The 16,494-nt window shown below is 71.4% G+C and carries 17 protein-coding genes and 1 tRNA gene; 10 read left to right on the forward strand and 8 right to left on the reverse strand.

Features of this window, described 5'->3' with window-relative positions:
• Positions 1-194 precede the first annotated feature (194 nt).
• Entirely contained in the window at positions 195-2,042 is a 1,848-nt protein-coding gene (locus FV222_RS05430; RefSeq protein WP_147763221.1) for a chloride channel protein, read from the reverse strand.
• Positions 2,043-2,174: 132 nt separating this feature from the next.
• Between FV222_RS05430 and FV222_RS05435 the strand changes: the two genes are divergently transcribed.
• A tRNA-His gene (locus FV222_RS05435) sits at positions 2,175-2,251 on the forward strand.
• 261 nt (positions 2,252-2,512) lie between these two features.
• On the opposite strand, the gene FV222_RS05440 is transcribed toward FV222_RS05435, so the two are convergent.
• The 3 genes from FV222_RS05440 to FV222_RS05450 form a co-directional block, all read right to left on the reverse strand.
• A complete protein-coding gene (locus FV222_RS05440) occupies positions 2,513-3,559 on the reverse strand; it encodes a KpsF/GutQ family sugar-phosphate isomerase (RefSeq protein ID WP_147753023.1) in 1,047 nt (348 codons plus the stop codon).
• A gap of 153 nt (positions 3,560-3,712) precedes the next feature.
• Positions 3,713-5,128: a cytochrome P450 gene (locus FV222_RS05445; protein WP_147763222.1), complete on the reverse strand. Its 1,416-nt coding sequence runs from the start codon at positions 5,126-5,128 to the stop codon at positions 3,713-3,715.
• Between the two features lie 142 nt (positions 5,129-5,270).
• Positions 5,271-6,521: a nucleoside transporter C-terminal domain-containing protein gene (locus FV222_RS05450; RefSeq protein WP_147763223.1), complete on the reverse strand. Its 1,251-nt coding sequence runs from the start codon at positions 6,519-6,521 to the stop codon at positions 5,271-5,273.
• A gap of 226 nt (positions 6,522-6,747) precedes the next feature.
• On the opposite strand from FV222_RS05450, the gene FV222_RS05455 reads away from it, so the two are divergent.
• The 3 genes from FV222_RS05455 (at position 6,748) to FV222_RS05465 (ending at position 8,351) form a co-directional block, all read left to right on the forward strand.
• Positions 6,748-7,626: an alpha/beta hydrolase gene (locus tag FV222_RS05455; protein ID WP_147763224.1), complete on the forward strand. Its 879-nt coding sequence runs from the start codon at positions 6,748-6,750 to the stop codon at positions 7,624-7,626.
• Between the two features lie 121 nt (positions 7,627-7,747).
• Positions 7,748-7,876: a TFIIS helical bundle-like domain containing protein gene (locus tag FV222_RS05460; RefSeq protein WP_147726177.1), complete on the forward strand. Its 129-nt coding sequence runs from the start codon at positions 7,748-7,750 to the stop codon at positions 7,874-7,876.
• A 43-nt stretch (positions 7,877-7,919) separates the two neighbouring features.
• Complete coding sequence (locus tag FV222_RS05465) at positions 7,920-8,351, forward strand: CsbD family protein (RefSeq protein ID WP_147763225.1); 432 nt, start codon at positions 7,920-7,922, stop codon at positions 8,349-8,351.
• 77 nt (positions 8,352-8,428) lie between these two features.
• Here the strand turns inward: FV222_RS05465 and FV222_RS05470 are convergent, their stop codons facing one another.
• The 4 genes from FV222_RS05470 to pdxY all read right to left on the reverse strand — a co-directional run bounded on the left by FV222_RS05470 (position 8,429) and on the right by pdxY (position 11,800).
• Positions 8,429-9,214: a 3-hydroxybutyrate dehydrogenase gene (locus FV222_RS05470; RefSeq protein WP_147763226.1), complete on the reverse strand. Its 786-nt coding sequence runs from the start codon at positions 9,212-9,214 to the stop codon at positions 8,429-8,431.
• A gap of 84 nt (positions 9,215-9,298) precedes the next feature.
• Positions 9,299-10,054 (reverse strand): NUDIX hydrolase, encoded by a 756-nt coding sequence (locus FV222_RS05475; protein WP_147763227.1) that lies wholly within the window; start codon positions 10,052-10,054, stop codon positions 9,299-9,301.
• Positions 10,047-10,931, reverse strand: a complete 885-nt coding sequence (locus FV222_RS05480) for a PhzF family phenazine biosynthesis protein (RefSeq protein WP_147813337.1) — start codon at positions 10,929-10,931, stop codon at positions 10,047-10,049. The genes FV222_RS05475 and FV222_RS05480 overlap by 8 nt, the downstream gene beginning before the upstream one ends.
• A 20-nt stretch (positions 10,932-10,951) precedes the next feature.
• Entirely contained in the window at positions 10,952-11,800 is an 849-nt protein-coding gene (gene pdxY / locus FV222_RS05485; RefSeq protein WP_147813339.1) for a pyridoxal kinase PdxY, read from the reverse strand.
• 105 nt (positions 11,801-11,905) lie between these two features.
• On the opposite strand from pdxY, the gene FV222_RS05490 reads away from it, so the two are divergent.
• The 6 genes from FV222_RS05490 to FV222_RS05515 all read left to right on the forward strand — a co-directional run.
• The gene (locus tag FV222_RS05490; protein WP_147763230.1) at positions 11,906-12,427 is read left to right on the forward strand and encodes a DedA family protein; all 522 of its coding nucleotides are present in this window, start codon (positions 11,906-11,908) and stop codon (positions 12,425-12,427) included.
• Positions 12,427-13,203, forward strand: a complete 777-nt coding sequence (locus tag FV222_RS05495) for a cobalamin-binding protein (RefSeq protein WP_147813341.1) — start codon at positions 12,427-12,429, stop codon at positions 13,201-13,203. The genes FV222_RS05490 and FV222_RS05495 overlap by 1 nt, the downstream gene beginning before the upstream one ends.
• A gap of 83 nt (positions 13,204-13,286) precedes the next feature.
• The gene (locus tag FV222_RS05500; RefSeq protein ID WP_147763232.1) at positions 13,287-13,799 is read left to right on the forward strand and encodes an MmcB family DNA repair protein; all 513 of its coding nucleotides are present in this window, start codon (positions 13,287-13,289) and stop codon (positions 13,797-13,799) included.
• Between the two features lie 144 nt (positions 13,800-13,943).
• The gene (locus FV222_RS05505; protein WP_147763233.1) at positions 13,944-15,050 is read left to right on the forward strand and encodes a branched-chain amino acid ABC transporter substrate-binding protein; all 1,107 of its coding nucleotides are present in this window, start codon (positions 13,944-13,946) and stop codon (positions 15,048-15,050) included.
• Between the two features lie 234 nt (positions 15,051-15,284).
• Entirely contained in the window at positions 15,285-15,560 is a 276-nt protein-coding gene (infA, locus tag FV222_RS05510; protein ID WP_147025743.1) for a translation initiation factor IF-1, read from the forward strand.
• Between the two features lie 55 nt (positions 15,561-15,615).
• The coding region (locus FV222_RS05515) for a DMT family transporter (protein ID WP_348644929.1) at positions 15,616-16,494 on the forward strand (879 nt) is incomplete at its 3' end.

Raw genomic sequence — 16,494 nt, forward strand, 5'->3', positions numbered from 1 at the left:
TTCGGGTCCGCACGATGACGCTGCCGGACGCCTACCAGGACCACGACAGCCCCGACAAGATGTACGCCGAAGCCGGCCTCGACGCCGCCAGCATCGTCAAAAAGGTCGAGGAAATCCTGCCCGAGCGGAAGGCGCGGCCGAGCAACGTCGTCAGCGTCGGTCGCCGCCCGCGCTGAGCGCCGGCCGACCGACGCTCAGTCCGCCTCGCCCTGCATCGCCCGGCGCTGGCGGTCGAGCTCGTCGCTGTAGCGCTTCAGCGTGTGGCTCTCGGTGAGCATGCCGATCACCCGCCGGTCGTCGAGCGTGTCGACGACCGCCAGGGCCTCGCTCTCGGTGCGATCGAAGGCCGCCGACGCCTCCTTGGCGTTGAGTTCCGGTGTCAGCACGTCGTTGGGGTGATGCAGGATTTCGGCGAGTGGCGCCGGCGTGCCGGCCTCGTCGCGCGTAGCGGCGTGTGCCTCGGGCACCAGGACGATGCCGGCATAGCGCCCGGCTTCATCGACCACGATCACCCGCGATGGCGAGCCGAGCGGGTGGGCGCGCAGGAAGGTCGCCATCGGCGTGTCGAGGGGAATGGTGCGCACGTCCTTGCGCATCAGCCGGCCGACCGTGAGGCTGCGGATCCAGCCGACGTCGTGGGCGCTGCGGATGCTCTCGCCGCGCAGGTGGAAGCGCCACGTCGCGAAGGAATAGCCGAAGGTCTTCCGCACGGTGAGCGAGGAGGCGATCACCGCGACCAGGACGAGGCCGGTGATCGGCAGGCTGCCGGTCACCTCCAGCGCCAGGAACGTCATGGTGAGCGGGCCGCCGATGACGGCCACCGCGAGCGCGCTCATGCCGATGACCGCGTAGGCGAGCGGCGTCAACCCGAAGGCGGCGAGCCCCGGGATCACCTCGGGCGCGACCGTCGCGAACAGCTTGCCCGCGAGCGCCCCGAGGAACAGCGAGGCGAAGAACAGGCCGCCGCGGAACCCCGACCCGATCGAGATCGCCGAGGCCGTCGCTTTGCCGACGAACAGCAGCGCGAGCGCCACCGTGCCGTAGCCTTCGGCGCCGTCCGCAAAATGCACGTGCAGGGCGCCGTGGCCGCCGGACAGGACCTGCGGGCCGATCGCGAGGGCGAGCGCCCCGACGCAGAGCCCTCCGAGCGCGGGTCCTGCCGCCCGCGGGATGCGCGTCGCCGCCACCCCCTGCTCCACCAGCGTGACCCCGCGCATGATCAGGATGCCGAGGCCGGCGCAGAGCAGGCCGAGGACCAGGCTCGGCAGGGTGTCGGCGCCCGTCACCGCCGCCGTCGTCACCGCCTGCACGTTATCGAGGGCGACGAGGGGCTGGGCCGCGACCAGGCCGCGCGAGACCAGGCTGCCGCAGAGCGCGGCGACCATCACCGGCGTCAGCGTCGCGATCGAGTAGGTGCCGATGATCAGCTCGAAGGCGTAGAACGCCCCAGTCAGCGGCGCGCCGAAGGCGGCGGCGATGGCGGCGGCCGAGCCGCAGCCGACCAGCGTGCGCAAGTCGTTGCGCCGCATCTCGAAGGCGATGCCGAGGCGCGAGGCCAGCCCGCCGCAGATCTGCGTGTAGCCGGCCTCCAGCCCAACCGAGGCGCCGCTTCCGTTCGAGATCACGTTCTGAACCGCGACGTAGAGGCTGTCGCGCAGCGACATCCGGCCGCCATGCAGGGCGTTGGCCTCGATCGGATCGATCACCGGCCGCCTGCGCCGTCCGCGGACCGCGCTGGCGGCAAGGATCACGAGGCCGAGCAGGATGCCGCCGAGGCAGGGGCCGAGCAGCAGAGCCAGCGGCGTCACGCCGTCGGCCGCGCTCAGGCGGGTGCCGTGCGGCAGGCGGTACAACGTCTCGCGAAGGGCTTGCGTCGCGACGGTCATGCCCGCGACCGCCGCGCCGGCGACGCATCCCGTCACCCCCGCGAGCACCACCAGGCCGACTTCGCTCCGGCGGACGAGGACGCGGAGCCGGCCGGGCGCCTGGACCACGGTGGCGCGCCCCCAACGGCGCCGCGGGGGTTCGGCGGTCTGGCTCATCGTAGGGCGGGCTTGGAACGACGGGTCACCCCCGATCCTTTAGGACGTCGGTCCGCCCGTCGTCCACAGACGGATGCGCGTTCTCCAACCCGCTTGAAATGCCGACGCCGCCACGATACACCCCGCCGCAGTGCCGCCGTAGCTCAGTTGGTTAGAGCGCTAGATTGTGGATCTAGAGGTCCCCCGTTCGAGCCGGGGCGGTGGTACCATCGAATTTTCGGGTGGTCGAAGGGGTTGGCGGATCGCCAGCCCCTTTTTCTTTTCGGGCCCACGGGGCATGACCGGACGCCCTCATGGGACTCGTCCGCCCGTAGGGCTCCCGTTCGACCGGAGAAGGCTTTCGCGTTCTATGGCGGCACCGCGCTCCAGAACTTCGGCGCCGTTAGCATCTGGATGCGGGTGGAGCTCTACGGCGCGTTATAGCGCCGCCTCGGGCTGACCCCGGACATCCGCGAAGGGTCGCGAGCCGATCAGACCACGCCGGCCCGGAGCAGGTCGTGGATGTGGAGGATGCCGGCGGGGCGGCCGTCCTCGACCACGAAGATCGCGGTGATGCGCTTGCGGTTCATCACCTCAAGGGCGGCACTCGCCAGGAGGTCGGCCTCCACCACGACGGGGGCGGCGGTCATCACCTGCTGCACGGTGGTGTCGAGGATCGCGGGTCCCATGTGGCGGCGCAGGTCGCCGTCGGTGACGATGCCTATCAGGCGCGCATCCGCGTCGATCACGCCGACGCAGCCGTAGCGGCGCCGGGTGATCTCGATCAGTACGTCGGACATGACCATGTCGTCGGGCACGAGCGGGACCTCGTCGCCGGTGTGCATGAGCTGGCGCACGGCCTTCAGGCGCGCCGCGAGGGTACCGCCCGGATGCAGGGTCTTGAAGCGCGCCGAAGTGAAGCCGCGGCTCTCGACCAGGGCCACCGCCAGCGCGTCGCCGAGCGCCAGCTGGATCAGGCTCGAGGTGGTGGGGGCGAGGTCGTGCGGGCAGGATTCGCGGACCTTCGGCAGGGCCAGCAGCACGTCCGCCGCGCGGCCGAGGGTGCTGTCGGCGTTGCAGGTGATCGCGATCAACGGAATCGAGAAGCGCCGGGAGAAGCTAACGAGGTCGCCGAGTTCCACCGTCTCACCCGACCAGGACAGGGCGACGATCACGTCGTCGGGGGCGATCATGCCGAGGTCGCCGTGGCTCGCCTCGGTGGGATGGACGAAGAAAGCGTGCGTGCCGGTCGAGGCCAGCGTCGCGGCGAGCTTGCGGCCGACATGGCCGCTCTTGCCGATACCGCAGACGATGACGCGGCCTTTCACCGACACGATGGTCTCAACCGCACGCTCGAAGGCGGCGCCGAGGTCGCCCTCCAGAAGGCCGATCACCTCGTCGAGGGCCGACATGCCGAGGCGGAGGCTGCGCACCGCGATGGCGCGGCTGTCGCCCTCCCCCGCGGCGACCGCGTGCAGGCGGGGCGCAGACGGCTTCGCGGGTTTCTGCGCGATCGGGAACGCGGTCACGTGCGACATGGGGCATCCGCAAAGGATCCCGGCATCGAGAACGCGCGCCGGGCTGGCTGAAACGGCATCTTGCCCGTTTGGCGGGCGTCGCCGAGGCCTAGGTTCCGGCCGTGGTTTAAATGTGACGGCGCGATGTCGCAGAGCGCCTGTCGCGAAGCCGGCTCAGCGCGGCACCAGCGTGAAGTCGGGCGCGTGCTCGGGCTGGGTCGTCACCACCGCCGCCGGCAGGACAGGCTTGGTGTCGGCGAGCGAGATCCGGAAGCGGCCGACGATGCGGGCGAGCGCGAGCACCGCCTCGGTCAGGGCGAAGTGCGCGCCGATGCAGACCCGAGGGCCGACGCCGAACGGGAGGTAGGCGTAACGCGGGATCGTCGGCGCGCCGGGCAGGAACCGGCCCGGGTCGAAGGCGTGCGGGTCGTCCCAGAGGCGGTTGTGCCGGTGCAGCACCCACGGTGAGATCATCACGATGTCGCCGGCCGCGATCTCCACGCCGGCGACGCTGTCGGCCTGCAGCGCCCGCCGGACGATGACGAAGGCCGGCGGGTAGAGCCGCATCGTCTCGTCGATCACTGCGCGGGTCAGCGGCAGCCGCCCGTCCTGAGCGCAGCCGGCCGGGGCGGTGAGGTCGGCGCCCTGCGCCTCGCGCGCCACCTGCTCCTGCAGGTCGGGCGCGAGAGCGAGGAGGTAGGCCGCCCAGAACAGCAGCACGGCGGTGGTCTCGTGGCCGGCGAGGATCATCGTCGCGACTTGGTCGCGGACCTCGGCATAAGTGAAGGCCGCCCCGCTCTCCGGGCTGCGGGCCGCCATCATCAGGTCGAGCAGGTCGCGGTTCGTGCGCGGCGTCGCGTCGGCAGCCCGCGCTTCGATGATTTGGCTGAGGAAGGGGGTCCAGCGCTTCCGGAATCGCGCCCGCGGGAAGTCGAGGGGCGCGCGCCAGGTCGGCGGCATCACGATGTCGAGGAGGTGGGGCCGGCCGAGCCGCTCGGAATACTCAGCGATGAAGCCGCGAAGCGCGTCGCCGTGCCGGTCCATCGCCACCGAGAACATGCTGCGCCCGGCGATCTCCAGCGCCAGCCTGTGCAGGCTCGAAAACAGCGCGACGGGGCCGCGCGCGGCGGCGACCTCGAGGTCCACGATCGCGTCGCCGATCGCTTGGTCGATCAGCGGCACCAGCCCGTCGATCGCCTTCGGCGTGAACGCCGGCGCGAGCGAGCGCCGCTGGTGGCGCCAGGGGGCGCCTTCGCTGATCAGCAATCCGTCGCCGAGGATGGGACGGAGGATGCGGACGGAGCCGGCGGTGCGGGCGTAGTTCGCCTGGTTGTCGACGAGCACGCGCCGGATCGCATCGGGATCGCTCAAGGTGAAGCTCGACCGCCCGAGGAGGCTGCGGCGGGTGATCGGCTCCTCGTAGGCTTGGCGCGGCCAGCCGACGAGGGCGTTGGTGCGCAGCGCCCCGAGATAGGAGAGGATCGGCGGCTCGCGCTCTGGCGGAACCCGGAACGGCGGCACGATCCGCGGCGTCGCGGGGCGCGAGCCTGCGGAGTCCTTCGTCGCCGTTGGGTCGAGAGCCGCCGTCATGTCCGTCCTCTACCGACCGGGTCGCAGCCTGTCGCGCCGCCCCGTCGCAATCCGCCCCGCGGGGAAAACCGGTGCGAGAGCCCCTGCGATGCGGCGCCCTTCTACACGCTTGCGCGGAACGGCGTGAGGCCGACGATCCGCCTCAGCCGGCGATGAAGAGGCCCGCGATGGCGGCGCTCGTGAGGTTCGACAGGGTGCCGGCCAGGATGGCGCGCAGGCCGTAGCGGGCGATCTCGGAGCGGCGCTCGGGCACGAGGCTCGAGAAGCTCGCGAGCTGGATCGCGATGGACGACAGGTTGGCGAAGCCGCAGAGCGCGAAGCAGACGATCGCTTGGCTCCGCGTATCGAGAACGCCGCCCTTCAGAGCGGGCGAGATGTTGGCGTAGGCGAAGAACTCGTTGAATGCGAGCTTCTGGCCGATGGCGCCGCCGACGAGCGTCGCGTGCTCCCACGGCACGCCGAGCAGCCAGGCGAGCGGCGCGAGCGCGGCGCCGAGGATGGATTGGATCGAGGCCGCCGGATATCCGGCGAGCCCGCCGACATAGCCGACGAGGCCGTCGGCCAGAGCGATCAGGCCGACGAAGGCGATCAGCATCGCGCCGACGGCGACCGCGACCGCGAGGCCTTTCTGCGTCCCGTCGGCGGCGGCCTCGATCAGGTTCGCCGCCCGGGTCTCCCCGAAGGTGACGCGGGTCGTCGCGATCCGCGTCGGCTCGGTCGAGGGCATCAGCAGCTTGGCGTAGAGCAGGCCGCCGGGGATCGCCATCAGCGAGGCGGCCAGCAGGTAGGTCATCGGCACGCCGAGCGCCGCGTAGCCGGCCAGGATCGAGCCCGCGGTGGAGGCGGCGCCGCTCGTCATCACCGCGAACAGCTCGGCCCCGGTGAGCAGCGCCAGGAACGGCCGCAACGCCACCGCGATCTCGCTCTGGCCGATGGCGATGGTGATCACCGCCGAGAACGACTCGATCGGGCTGGTGCCGACCACGCGGCGCAAGCCCTCGCCGACGATCCGGGCGGCGGCCTGCATGATCCCGAGGTGATAGAGCACGCCGATGAGTGCCGAGACGTAGAGGATCTGCGGCAGCACCCGCAGAGCGAGGATGAAGCCGCTACCGCCGAACAGCTCGAACATCCGTGGCTCGACGAGGCCGCCAAAGAGGAACGCGGTGCCGCGGTCGCCGTAGCCGAGCACGGTCTGGACGAAGCCCGCCGCCGCGGCGAGCCCCGCTTGGCCCGCGGGCACGAACAGCACGAGGGCGCCGAGCCCGGCCTGGAGACCGAGCGCGGCCAGCACCACGCGCGGGCGGATCGCCCGACGGTTCGTGGAGAACAGGACGGCGACGGCGAGCAACAGCACGATGCTGAGGCCGGCATGCAGGAGGCGATCGGACATCGGTCCCTTGAAAGCGCGTTGGCTCGACGAAGATCATGGAAGCTTCGCGCCAAGCGCTCGCCGACGCCATCGCCCGAATGCCGTTTGAGCGCCGGTGATGCGCGAATGCGGCGCTCGGCGACGCCGGCGCCTGTTCATGGCGCTGGGGCGAACCTATCCTGCTCGGCCAAAGGCACGGTCGGCACGCTCGTGCGAACCTCACCGACGACCTGGAGCGGACGACAACATGGCGAGCCTGCGCGCGCATCTCGCGTCCTACATGGTCAGGCGCAACGTCCGGAACCGGCTCGGGGCGATGGACGACGTGGCAAAGATCCGCGCCGTGTTCGGCGGCCGGACGTTCCCCGACCCGGCCGGCGCGACCTACGAGGCCGGCACGGTCGGCGGCATTCCGGGCGAATGGGTCAGGCCGGCCCATGCGAAGGGGCCGGAGCGGCGGCTGCTCTACCTGCACGGCGGCGGCTTCGTCGCCTGCTCGCCGAAATCCCACCGCCCGGTGACGGGCGCGCTGGCCGAACGCGGCTTCACCATCTTCGCCCCCGACTACCGGCTCGCGCCGGAGCATCCGTTTCCGGCCGCCACCGAGGACGCTTGCGCGGCCTGGAACGCCTTCGCGGCGCACGGGCCGGCTTCGATCGCAGGCGATTCTGCCGGCGGCAACCTCGCTTTGGTGGCGATGCTCTCGGCCCGCGACCGGGGGCTACCGTTGCCGACGGCCGCGGCCCTGTTCTCGCCGGTGACCGACTTCCTCGCCCGCGACGGTTCGCGCGTCAGCAATGCGCAGCGCGACGCGATGTTCGACCCGCGGGCGATGCTCAACCTCGGGCCGCTGTATCTCGGCGGCGTCGACCCGGGCGACCCCCGGATCTCGCCGCTCTTCGCGGACCTCGCCGGCCTGCCGCCGCTGCTGTTCCATGTCGGCGAGCGCGAGGTGCTGCGCGACGACTCCGTGCGGATGGCCGAGAAGGCGCGCGCGGTCGGCGTCACCGTCTCGATCACGGTGTTCCCCGTGGTCAGCCACGTCTGGCAGTTCGCCCACAGCATGCTGCCGGAGGCGCGCGCGTCGCTGGACGGCGCGGCGGAGTTTTTGCGCGCCGCCGCTTAGGTCGTTCCGGCCGGCTTCGCTCCGCGGCAACGGGCTCGCGCATGACGGAACGCGGTGCGGCGATCGGCCGTTGAGGAGGCAAGCTGCGCCGTCGGTCGGCGCCAACCTCGCGGAGAGAGCCATGAGCCTGATCGGACGCATCGTCACCAAGCTTCTCGGGAACGAGGACCGCCAAGTGGTCCGAGACGACCGCAACGCGAGCTCGGCCTCGCCGATCGGCCGCCTCGTCACGAAGATTCTGGGCAAGTAGTCGCTCGCACCGAACCAGCACAACGAACGCGTAGGAGGTGACCATGGTGGATACGGATCGCATCGTCGGCGGTGCCAAGGAACTCGGCGGCAAGATCCAGGGGGCGGCCGGCGACTTCGTCGGGTCGAACCGCGACTCCGCCGAGGGGCGCCTGCGCGAGGCGCAAGGGCGCGCGCAGGACGCCTACGGACAGGCGAAGGACACCGTGCGCAGCGTGGCCGACGAGGCCGGCGACCGCGCGCAGGACGCCTACGGTCAGGCCAAGGACGCCTACGGCCAAGCTCGCAGCAAGATCCGCGATGTCGCCGACAACGTCACGGACTACGCCTCAGATGCTTACGATCGTCGCGGCGACTACCTGCGCGACGGCCGCGAGGCGGTGTCTTCGCGGGTCGAGGAGAACCCGCTGGTGGCGCTGATGATCGCAGGCGCCGTCGGCTACGGCCTCGCCCTGCTGCTCCACGGGCGTCGCTGACGCCGAGGCGTCTCGAAAGCGAGCCGCGACCTCGAAACACCCCGTCGGACCTGTCCGGCGGGGTGTTCTCGTTTGGCCTATTGCGCGGTCCAGCCGCCATCCATCGAGATGTTGGTGCCTGTGATCTGGCTCGCCGCGTCCGAGCACAGGAACAGGGCGAGCGCAGCCACCTGATCGACGGTGACGAACTCCTTCGTCGGCTGCGCCTTGAGCAGCACCTCGTCGATCACCTGCTCCTTGCTGAGCCCGCGCGCCTTCATCGTATCGGGGATCTGCGCCTCGACCAGCGGCGTCCAGACGTAGCCGGGCGAGATGCAGTTGACCGTGATCTTGTGCGTCGCGAGTTCCAGCGCCGCGGTCTTCGTCAGGCCGGCGATGCCATGCTTGGCTGCGACGTAGGCCGACTTGTAGGGCGAGGCGACCAGCGAGTGCGCCGAGGCGGTGTTGACGATCCGTCCCCAGCCGCGCGCCTTCATCCCCGGGATCGCCGCCTGCATCGCGTAGAAGGCCGAGGACAGGTTGATCGCGATGATCTGCTCCCACTTCGCGCCGGGAAACTCCTCGATCGCCGAGACGAACTGGATGCCGGCATTGTTGACGAGCACGTCGACCGAGCCGAACTTTTCCTCCGCCTCGCGCACCATGTCGCCGATCTCGGACGGCTTCGACATGTCGGCGGCCGAATAGTGTGCCCGCACGCCGAACTCGGACTCGATCGCGGCCCGCGCCGCCTCGATCGCGTCGGCCTCCCCGAAGCCGTTCAGCACCACGTTCGCCCCGTCGCGCGCCAACGCGCGGGCGATGCCGAGCCCGATCCCGCTGGTCGAGCCGGTGACGAGCGCGGTTCTGGAAATCAGGGTCATGCGGGGCTCCGGGATGGCGGCTGGATGTCGCGAAAGCCTGCCCGATGCACCGCCGGTTGTCGACGCATCGGGGTCACGGACCGGTCAGGGCATCACATCGGCGGCGCCCGTCTCGGCCTCGAACGCGCTGGCGAGGTAGGCGCGCACGAACCCCGGCATCGCACCGTCGAGGTCGTCGGCACCGCGAACGGTCACGATGCCGGAGAGTTCCGGCTCGTCCTCGCGCAAGGCGTAGAGTTCCATGCGCTCGACGAGGGCTGCGGCCGGCTCGGTGAAGCGCACGGGGCGCAGGAAGGCGAGCTGCCCCTCGCCGCGCAGGCACACCCATTCCTCGGTCGCGCCGTCCGGCACCCGCAGGCCGGTCTCCTCAAGAAGCTCGCGCGCGGCGCTGCCGGAGAAATCGACGGACTCTCCGCGCACGTCGTCCAGGTCCGGCGTGCCGCAGGGGAAGTAGATCTGCCCGGCGTTGGCGGTGTGCACGCCCATCCGCCCGAGCAGCACCGCGCCGTCGGCGCTCCACGGCACGATCGCCGCGAAGGCGTTGGCGACGTGCCCGTCCGGCGAGCCGCCGTCGCGATAGGCCAGGAACCGCGAATACGGCGTCTCGAACAGGTCGAGGCGGCAGGTGTCGTCGTCGATCGCGCATCCGCAGGCGACGAGCACCGGCCCATCGAACAGGGCGGGCTGCGCCGCGCGGCGGCGCCTCCAATTGTCGTCGATGCGCTCGGCGTTGTCGCGCGCCCAGGCCCAATCGTAGGTCACCAGCCGCGCTTCGAGCCGCGCGAGGCGGACGACCTCGAAGCCGTAGGGCCGCGGATCCGGCGTCGGGCGGTCAGACATGCAGCAGTCCTTCCGAGACGATCAGCGCCGCACCGCCGATCTCGACCGAACGCAGCGCCCCGGCCTCGATGACGAGCTGCAACGCGATCTCGCTCGGGCGGCCCATCGCGACTCCTTGCGTGATCGCCACGTCGTGGGTGCCGTCGCTGAGGGTCTCGAACTGCATCAGCACGCCGGCGAAGGCCGCCGCCGCGGAACCCGTCGCCGGGTCTTCGGGAACGCCGAGCGCCGGTGCGAACATCCGGGCTTGGAACGCGCGTGCGCCGTCCGCCTCGTCCGGCGCGTAGAGGAAGAAGCCGTCCTGCGAGCCCGCAAGCGTACCCGGCTGCGCCGCGTCGAGGCGGGCGCGCGACACCACCGGGACGAAGGTGAAGCTCGGGCCCACGCCGTGCCGGCTCGGACGATACCTGCCGAAGCCGACGTCTTGCGCCGTCAGCCCGAACGCCGCGGCGAGTTCGGCGGCCTCCGCGGCGTCGCCGAGGGACTCGGGCAGGATCGGGAGCTTGAAGCGGGCGCGCCCCGCCCCGTCGCCGACCTCGACGACGCAGGGGATCGTGCCGACCGTCTCCTCCAGGCCGAACGCGACGGCGTCGGCGGTCCCGGCATTCTCCGCGCGCAGGGCCAGCAGCACGGCGGTGCCGATCGTCGGATGCCCGGCGAAGGGTAGCTCGCGGGCCGGCGTGAAGATGCGCAGCCTTGCCCGGTGCCGCGGGTCGTCCGGAGGCATCACGAACACCGTTTCGGACAAGTTGAATTCGCGGGCGATGGCCTGCATCGCCGCCGTGTCGAGCCCGCCGGCGTCGAGCACGACGGCGAGCGGGTTGCCGGCGAGCGCCTGCGTCGTGAACACGTCGAGGGTGACGAAGCGGCGTGGCATCGCAGTTCCTTCCTTCTCGCTCAGACCGTCTCGACCGGGAACGTCTCGGTCGGCGCGACGAACTCGTCCTGCGCCGCCACCGTCAGGATCTCGCGCGAGCCTTCGGCGAGGGTGCGCCGCAGGATCCCGTGGACCGAGGCCGCGGCCATCCCGAGTGCGAGCGCCGCCGAGCGCGTGCGGGCGTAGTGCACCAGGAACAAGGCGGCGATGCAGTCGCCCGCCCCGTTGACCGACAGGTCGAGGCGGGGCGTGCGCACCCGCCAGAACGTGCCGCCTTCGCCGGCCAGCATGTCGATGGCGTCGGCCGGCGTGGCGTCGGTGGCGAGCGAGGTCACCAGCACCACCCGTGGGCCGCGGGCCTGCAGCGCGGCGACGGCGCGCTTGGCGTCGGCGAGGGTGCCGCTGGTCAGGCCGGTCAGCAGATCGAGCTCGAACTGGTTCGGCGTCAGGATGTCGGCGGCGGGCACCGCGCGGTCGGCCATGAACTCGGCGATGCCGGGGCGGACGTAGACGCCGCGGCCGATGTCGCCGATCACCGGGTCGCAGGCGTAGAGCGCGCGCGGGTTCTCCGCCCGCACCGCCGCGACCGCGCCAAGAATCGCGGTCCCGATGTCGGCCGAGCCCATGTAGCCGGAAAGCACGCCGTCGCAGGACCCGAGCACCCCGCGCTCGCGGATGCCGGCCACGAGGTCCTCCACCGCCGGCCCGTCGAACACCCGGCCACGCCAGGCGCCGTATCCGGTGTGGTTGGAGAACTGCACCGTGTGGATCGGCCAGACCTCGACCCCGAGCCGCTGCATCGGAAACACCGCAGAGGCGTTGCCGACATGGCCGTAGGCGACGTGCGACTGGATCGACAGGATGTTCATCGCGATGTCTCCCCGCGGCTCTCCCGCGCGCATCGGTCCCGCGGCGTGTTACCGGCTTTCGGCACCGCGCGCACCCGGCGCGGCTCACCCTGGAAAAGACAGGTCATGGACTTCGAATCGCTGCGTGCCTCCGCCCTCGCCTTCGTCGAGGCGCATCGCGCCTGGACACCGCTGATCGTCGGGGTGCTCGCCTTCTGCGAATCGATCGCCTTCCTGTCGCTGCTGGTGCCGGCCACCGTGATCCTGGTCGGGATCGGGGCGATGGTCGGCGCGGCCGACATCCCGTTCTGGCCGGTGGTGGCCGCCGCGGCTTTGGGCGCGGCGCTCGGCGACTGGCTGTCCTACGAGTTCGGCCGGTACTACGGCGAGGGCGCCAAGCGGCTTTGGCCGATGCGGCGCTACCCGGAGATGGTCGCCAAGGGCGAGGTCTTCCTCAAGCGCTGGGGCGCGGCCGCGGTGGCGGTCGGGCGGTTCTTCGGGCCGGCCCGCGCGGTGGTGCCGCTGATCGCCGGGATGTTCGGCGTCGCCCGGCTGCCGTTCCAGCTGGCCAACGTGCTCTCGGCGATCGTCTGGGCCTTCGTTCTCCTGGCGCCGGGCGCCGGCCTGCTCGCGTGGTTCCAGCGCTGATGCGGCGGTTCCCGCCCGAGCGCGTCGTCTGCCTCACCGAGGAGACCGTCGAGACGCTGTACCTACTCGGCCAGGACCACCGCATCGTCGGTGTCTCGGGGTACGCGGTGCGCCCGCCGCAGGTCCGGCGGGAGAAGCCGCGGGTGTCGGCCTTCACCAGCGCGGACCTGCCGAAGATCCTGGCGCTCGAGCCCGACCTCGTCCTCGCCTTCTCCGACCTGCAGGCGTCCATCGCCGCCGACCTCGCCCGCGCCGGCGTCGCCGTACACCTGTTCAACCAGCGCGACGTGGCCGGCTGCCTCGCGATGATCCGCACGGTCGGCGCGCTCGTCGGCGTGCCGGACCGTGCGGAGGCCCTGGCGCAGGGTTACGCCGACGACCTCGCGCGAGTGGCCGCCGAGCTCGCCGGTCGGCCGCGGCCGCGGGTCTACTTCGAGGAGTGGGACGCGCCGATGATCTCCGGCATCGGCTGGGTCTCCGAGTTGGTCGGCATCGCCGGCGGCGACGACGTGTTTCCCGAGCACGCCCGGATGGCCGCAGCCAAGGACCGGATCGTCGGGCCGGAAGCGGTGATCGCTGCGGCGCCCGACGTGATCCTCGCCTCCTGGTGCGGCAAGAAGGTCAACGTCGCGCGGATCGCGGAGCGGCCGGGATGGGCAGCGATCCCGGCGGTGCGGTACGGGCGCATTCACGAGATCAAGTCGCCGCTGATCCTGCAGCCCCGGCCGGCGGCGTTCACCGACGGGTTCGCCGCGATCCGCGCCGCGCTCGCGTGATCTCCCGCCGCAGGTGACAAGGCGAGTCAGGCCTTGGCAAGATGCCGCGTCCCGATTCGGCACAGGCCGCCACACGAGAGACGATGCCGTCAGCCCTCGCCCACGCTCTCCCGGCCCAAGCCGCGCCCGATCTGGTCCTGCCGCCCGACCGGCGCCAGTCGCCGACGGCGCTGAAGATCCAGCGCGGCGTCCGCCGTCTGTTCTCCGAGATGGGGTGCGCCACCCTGCCCGAGTTCTCCCTGGTCAACGGCCGGCGGGCCGACGTGATCGCACTCTGCGGTGCCGGGAGACTGACCATCGTCGAGATCAAGTCGAGCGTCGCCGACTTCCGCGCCGACCGGAAATGGCCCGACTACCGCGACTTCTGCGACCGGTTCTACTTCGCGATCCCCGACACGGTGCCGGAATCCCTGATCCCCGAGGAATGCGGCCTGATCGTCGCCGACGCCTTCGGCGGGCTGGTGGTCCGCGAGGCGCCCGAGCACCCGCTCTCCGGCCCGCGCCGCAAGGCGGTGACGCTGCGCTTCGCCCACAGCGCCGCCCGCGTGCTGTACGGCCTCGCCGACCCGGGCGCGATCCGCGACGGGGCGCTTTGACGGCTGGGCCGGCGGGGACCGGAGGCCGTCGAACGGATTGTCGATCGATCAGGCTGCTCGGTGCTACGCTTTCGCAGCGTGACGGGGGCGACTAAGCTTGCGGGCGGGATCGCGGTCCCCGACCGTCACCGGGAAATGGTTTCGATGCGCGCCTTGATCGGGATCGTCACCGCCCTCCTCCTCGCGGGGCCGGCCGCGGCGCAGACCGTCGTCCGGATCGGTCTTTCGGCGCCGCTCACTGGGCCGGATGCGGCCTTCGGCCAGGGCATGCGGCTCGCGGCCGAACAGGCGATCGCCGACCTGAATCGCGCCACCGGCACGTCCGGCCGCAAGCTGGCGCTGGTCGTGGCCGACGATGCCGGCGAGGCCAAGCAGGGCGCCGTGGTCGCCCGGCGGTTCGCGGCGGACGGCATCCGCCTCGTGGTCGGCGCTCTCGAATCCTCGGTCGCGGCCGCGGTGGCGCCGCTCTACGAGGATGCGGGTGTCGTCCTGGTGACGCCGGGCGCGTCCTGGGCTGCGCTGACGCAGCGGGGCTATGGGAACATCTTCCGTGTCGTCCCTGGCGACGCGCAGCAGGGCGCGGCGGCCGGCCGTTATCTCCTCGTGCACGAGCCCGGGCGGCGGATCGGCATCGTTCACGACCGCACCACCTTCGGACGCGGTCTCGCAGACGCGGTTTCGCGCACGCTGAAGGCGGGTGGCGACCCGGAGGTGGCGTTCGAGAGCCTGCCGCGCGGCAGCCGCGATGCCACGGAACTGGTAACGACCCTGAAGGCGGCCCGCGTCGAGGCGGTGTATTTCGGCGGCCTGGCTCCGGAAGCGGCGACCCTGCTGCGCGCGATGCGGGATGCCGGCCTCGGCGCCCGCATGGTGGCGAGCGACGGCATCCTCGACCGCGATTTCGCGAGCCTCGCAGCGACCGCCGGCGAGGGCACGGTGATGACCGTTCCCGTCGAACCGGCTCGCTTGCCCGAGGCGAAGGGTCGGCCGCCGCGCACCGCGGAGGCCGATGCGGTCGCCGGCCCGACCTATGCGGCGGTGGAGGTGCTGGCGCAGGCGCTCGACCGCGCGAAATCGCAGGACTCGCGCAGGGTCGCCGCGGCCTTGCGAGGCGCGCCCTTCCGCACGATCCAGGGCGAGGTCGTCTTCGATGCGCAGGGCGACCTGCGCCAGGGGGCCGTGTCGCTGCGGGCGTGGAAGCGCACGCCGGACGGGCGGCTCGACTATGCCGGCAACGAGGTCGCGCCGTAGAATCGGTCGTTCCGCGCAGGAATCGTGCAGGAACGATGCTTTTTATGTCGACGCCGTCGCGACGACGTTGCGGCAAAGCTTGCCTGCATGGCGGCGGCCCCCTACATCGTGCCGACGCTCGACGGCGTGGCGCCTCCGGATACGGACCCGCCGCCGCGGCGGACATCGAATTGCCGTGACGAAAGATCGTGCGCCGGAACGCCTGCTTCCAGACGGTCCGACTGGAGAGGGTGAATGGCGAAAGAAGAATTGATGCAGTTCGACGGTCTCGTTCTCGAGATCTTGCCGGATGCGCGCTACCGGGTACAGCTGGACCAGGGCCACGAGATCGTCGCCTACACCGCCGGCAAGATGAAGAAGAACCGCATCAAGACGCTGGCCGGCGACCGCGTCACCGTCGAGATGTCGCCTTATGACCTGGAGAAGGGCCGCCTCGTGTTCCGGCACAAGGACGAGCGCTCCGCCGGCCCCCGTCCGCCGGTGCGCGGCGGTCAGTTCCGCCGCCGCTGAGCGGCCGCCGATTCCTGCGCCCGTCCGGACCGCTGCTGCCTACCCGCTCCTGACGTTGACCGCCCTGCTCTGGGCGGGCAACGCCGTAGCGGGCCGGTGGGCGCCGGGCCATGTCTCGCCCCAGGCGATCACCTCGCTGCGCTGGGGCGTGGTCTGCGTCGTTCTGGGGCTGCTCGCCCGCAGGCGCATCGCCGCCGACTGGTCGGGCATCCGCGGTCACTGGCGGCTCGTGTTGCTGATGGGCGGCCTCGGCTACACCGCGTTCAACAGCCTGTTCTACGCCGCCGGGACCTACACCAGCGCGATCAACCTCGCCCTGTTCCAGGGCTCGATCCCCGTGCTGGTGATCCTGCTGAACTACGCCCTGTATCGCACCGCGGTCACGCCCGGCCAGGTGGTCGGCGTGCTCGTCACCCTCGTCGGCGCGACGGTGGCGGCGACGCACGGCGACTGGCACGTGCTCGCGACCCTCGACTTCAACCGCGGCGACGTGCTCGTCTTCATCGCCTGCCTGCTCTACGCCGGCTACACCCTCGCCCTGCCGCATCGCCCGGCGATTTCCGGGCTGACGTTCTTCGCGGCGATGGCGCTGATGGCCTTCCTCACCTCCCTGCCGCTCCTGGCGGTCGAGGCGGCGGCCGGTCGGCTGATCTGGCCGGGGGCGCAGGGCTGGGCGATCGTGGTGTTCGTCGCGCTCGGGCCGTCGCTCGCCGCGCAACTGTTCTTCATGCGCGGCGTCGAGCTGATCGGGCCGAACAGGGCCGGCCTCTTCGTCAACCTCGTGCCGATCTTCGGCGCAGGCCTCGCCGTGCTGGCTGGCGAGCCGTTCGGGATCAACGAGGCCCTGGCGCTCGCCCTGGTGCTCGGAGGCATCTTCTGCGCGGAACGCCTCGGGCGCGGCGCGACGCCGGCCATCGCCGAGCCCGAGGCGTTC

Origin of the sequence: Methylobacterium sp. WL103 (assembly GCF_008039885.1) — a bacterium.
In the GTDB taxonomy this organism is placed as follows: domain Bacteria; phylum Pseudomonadota; class Alphaproteobacteria; order Rhizobiales; family Beijerinckiaceae; genus Methylobacterium; species Methylobacterium cerastii.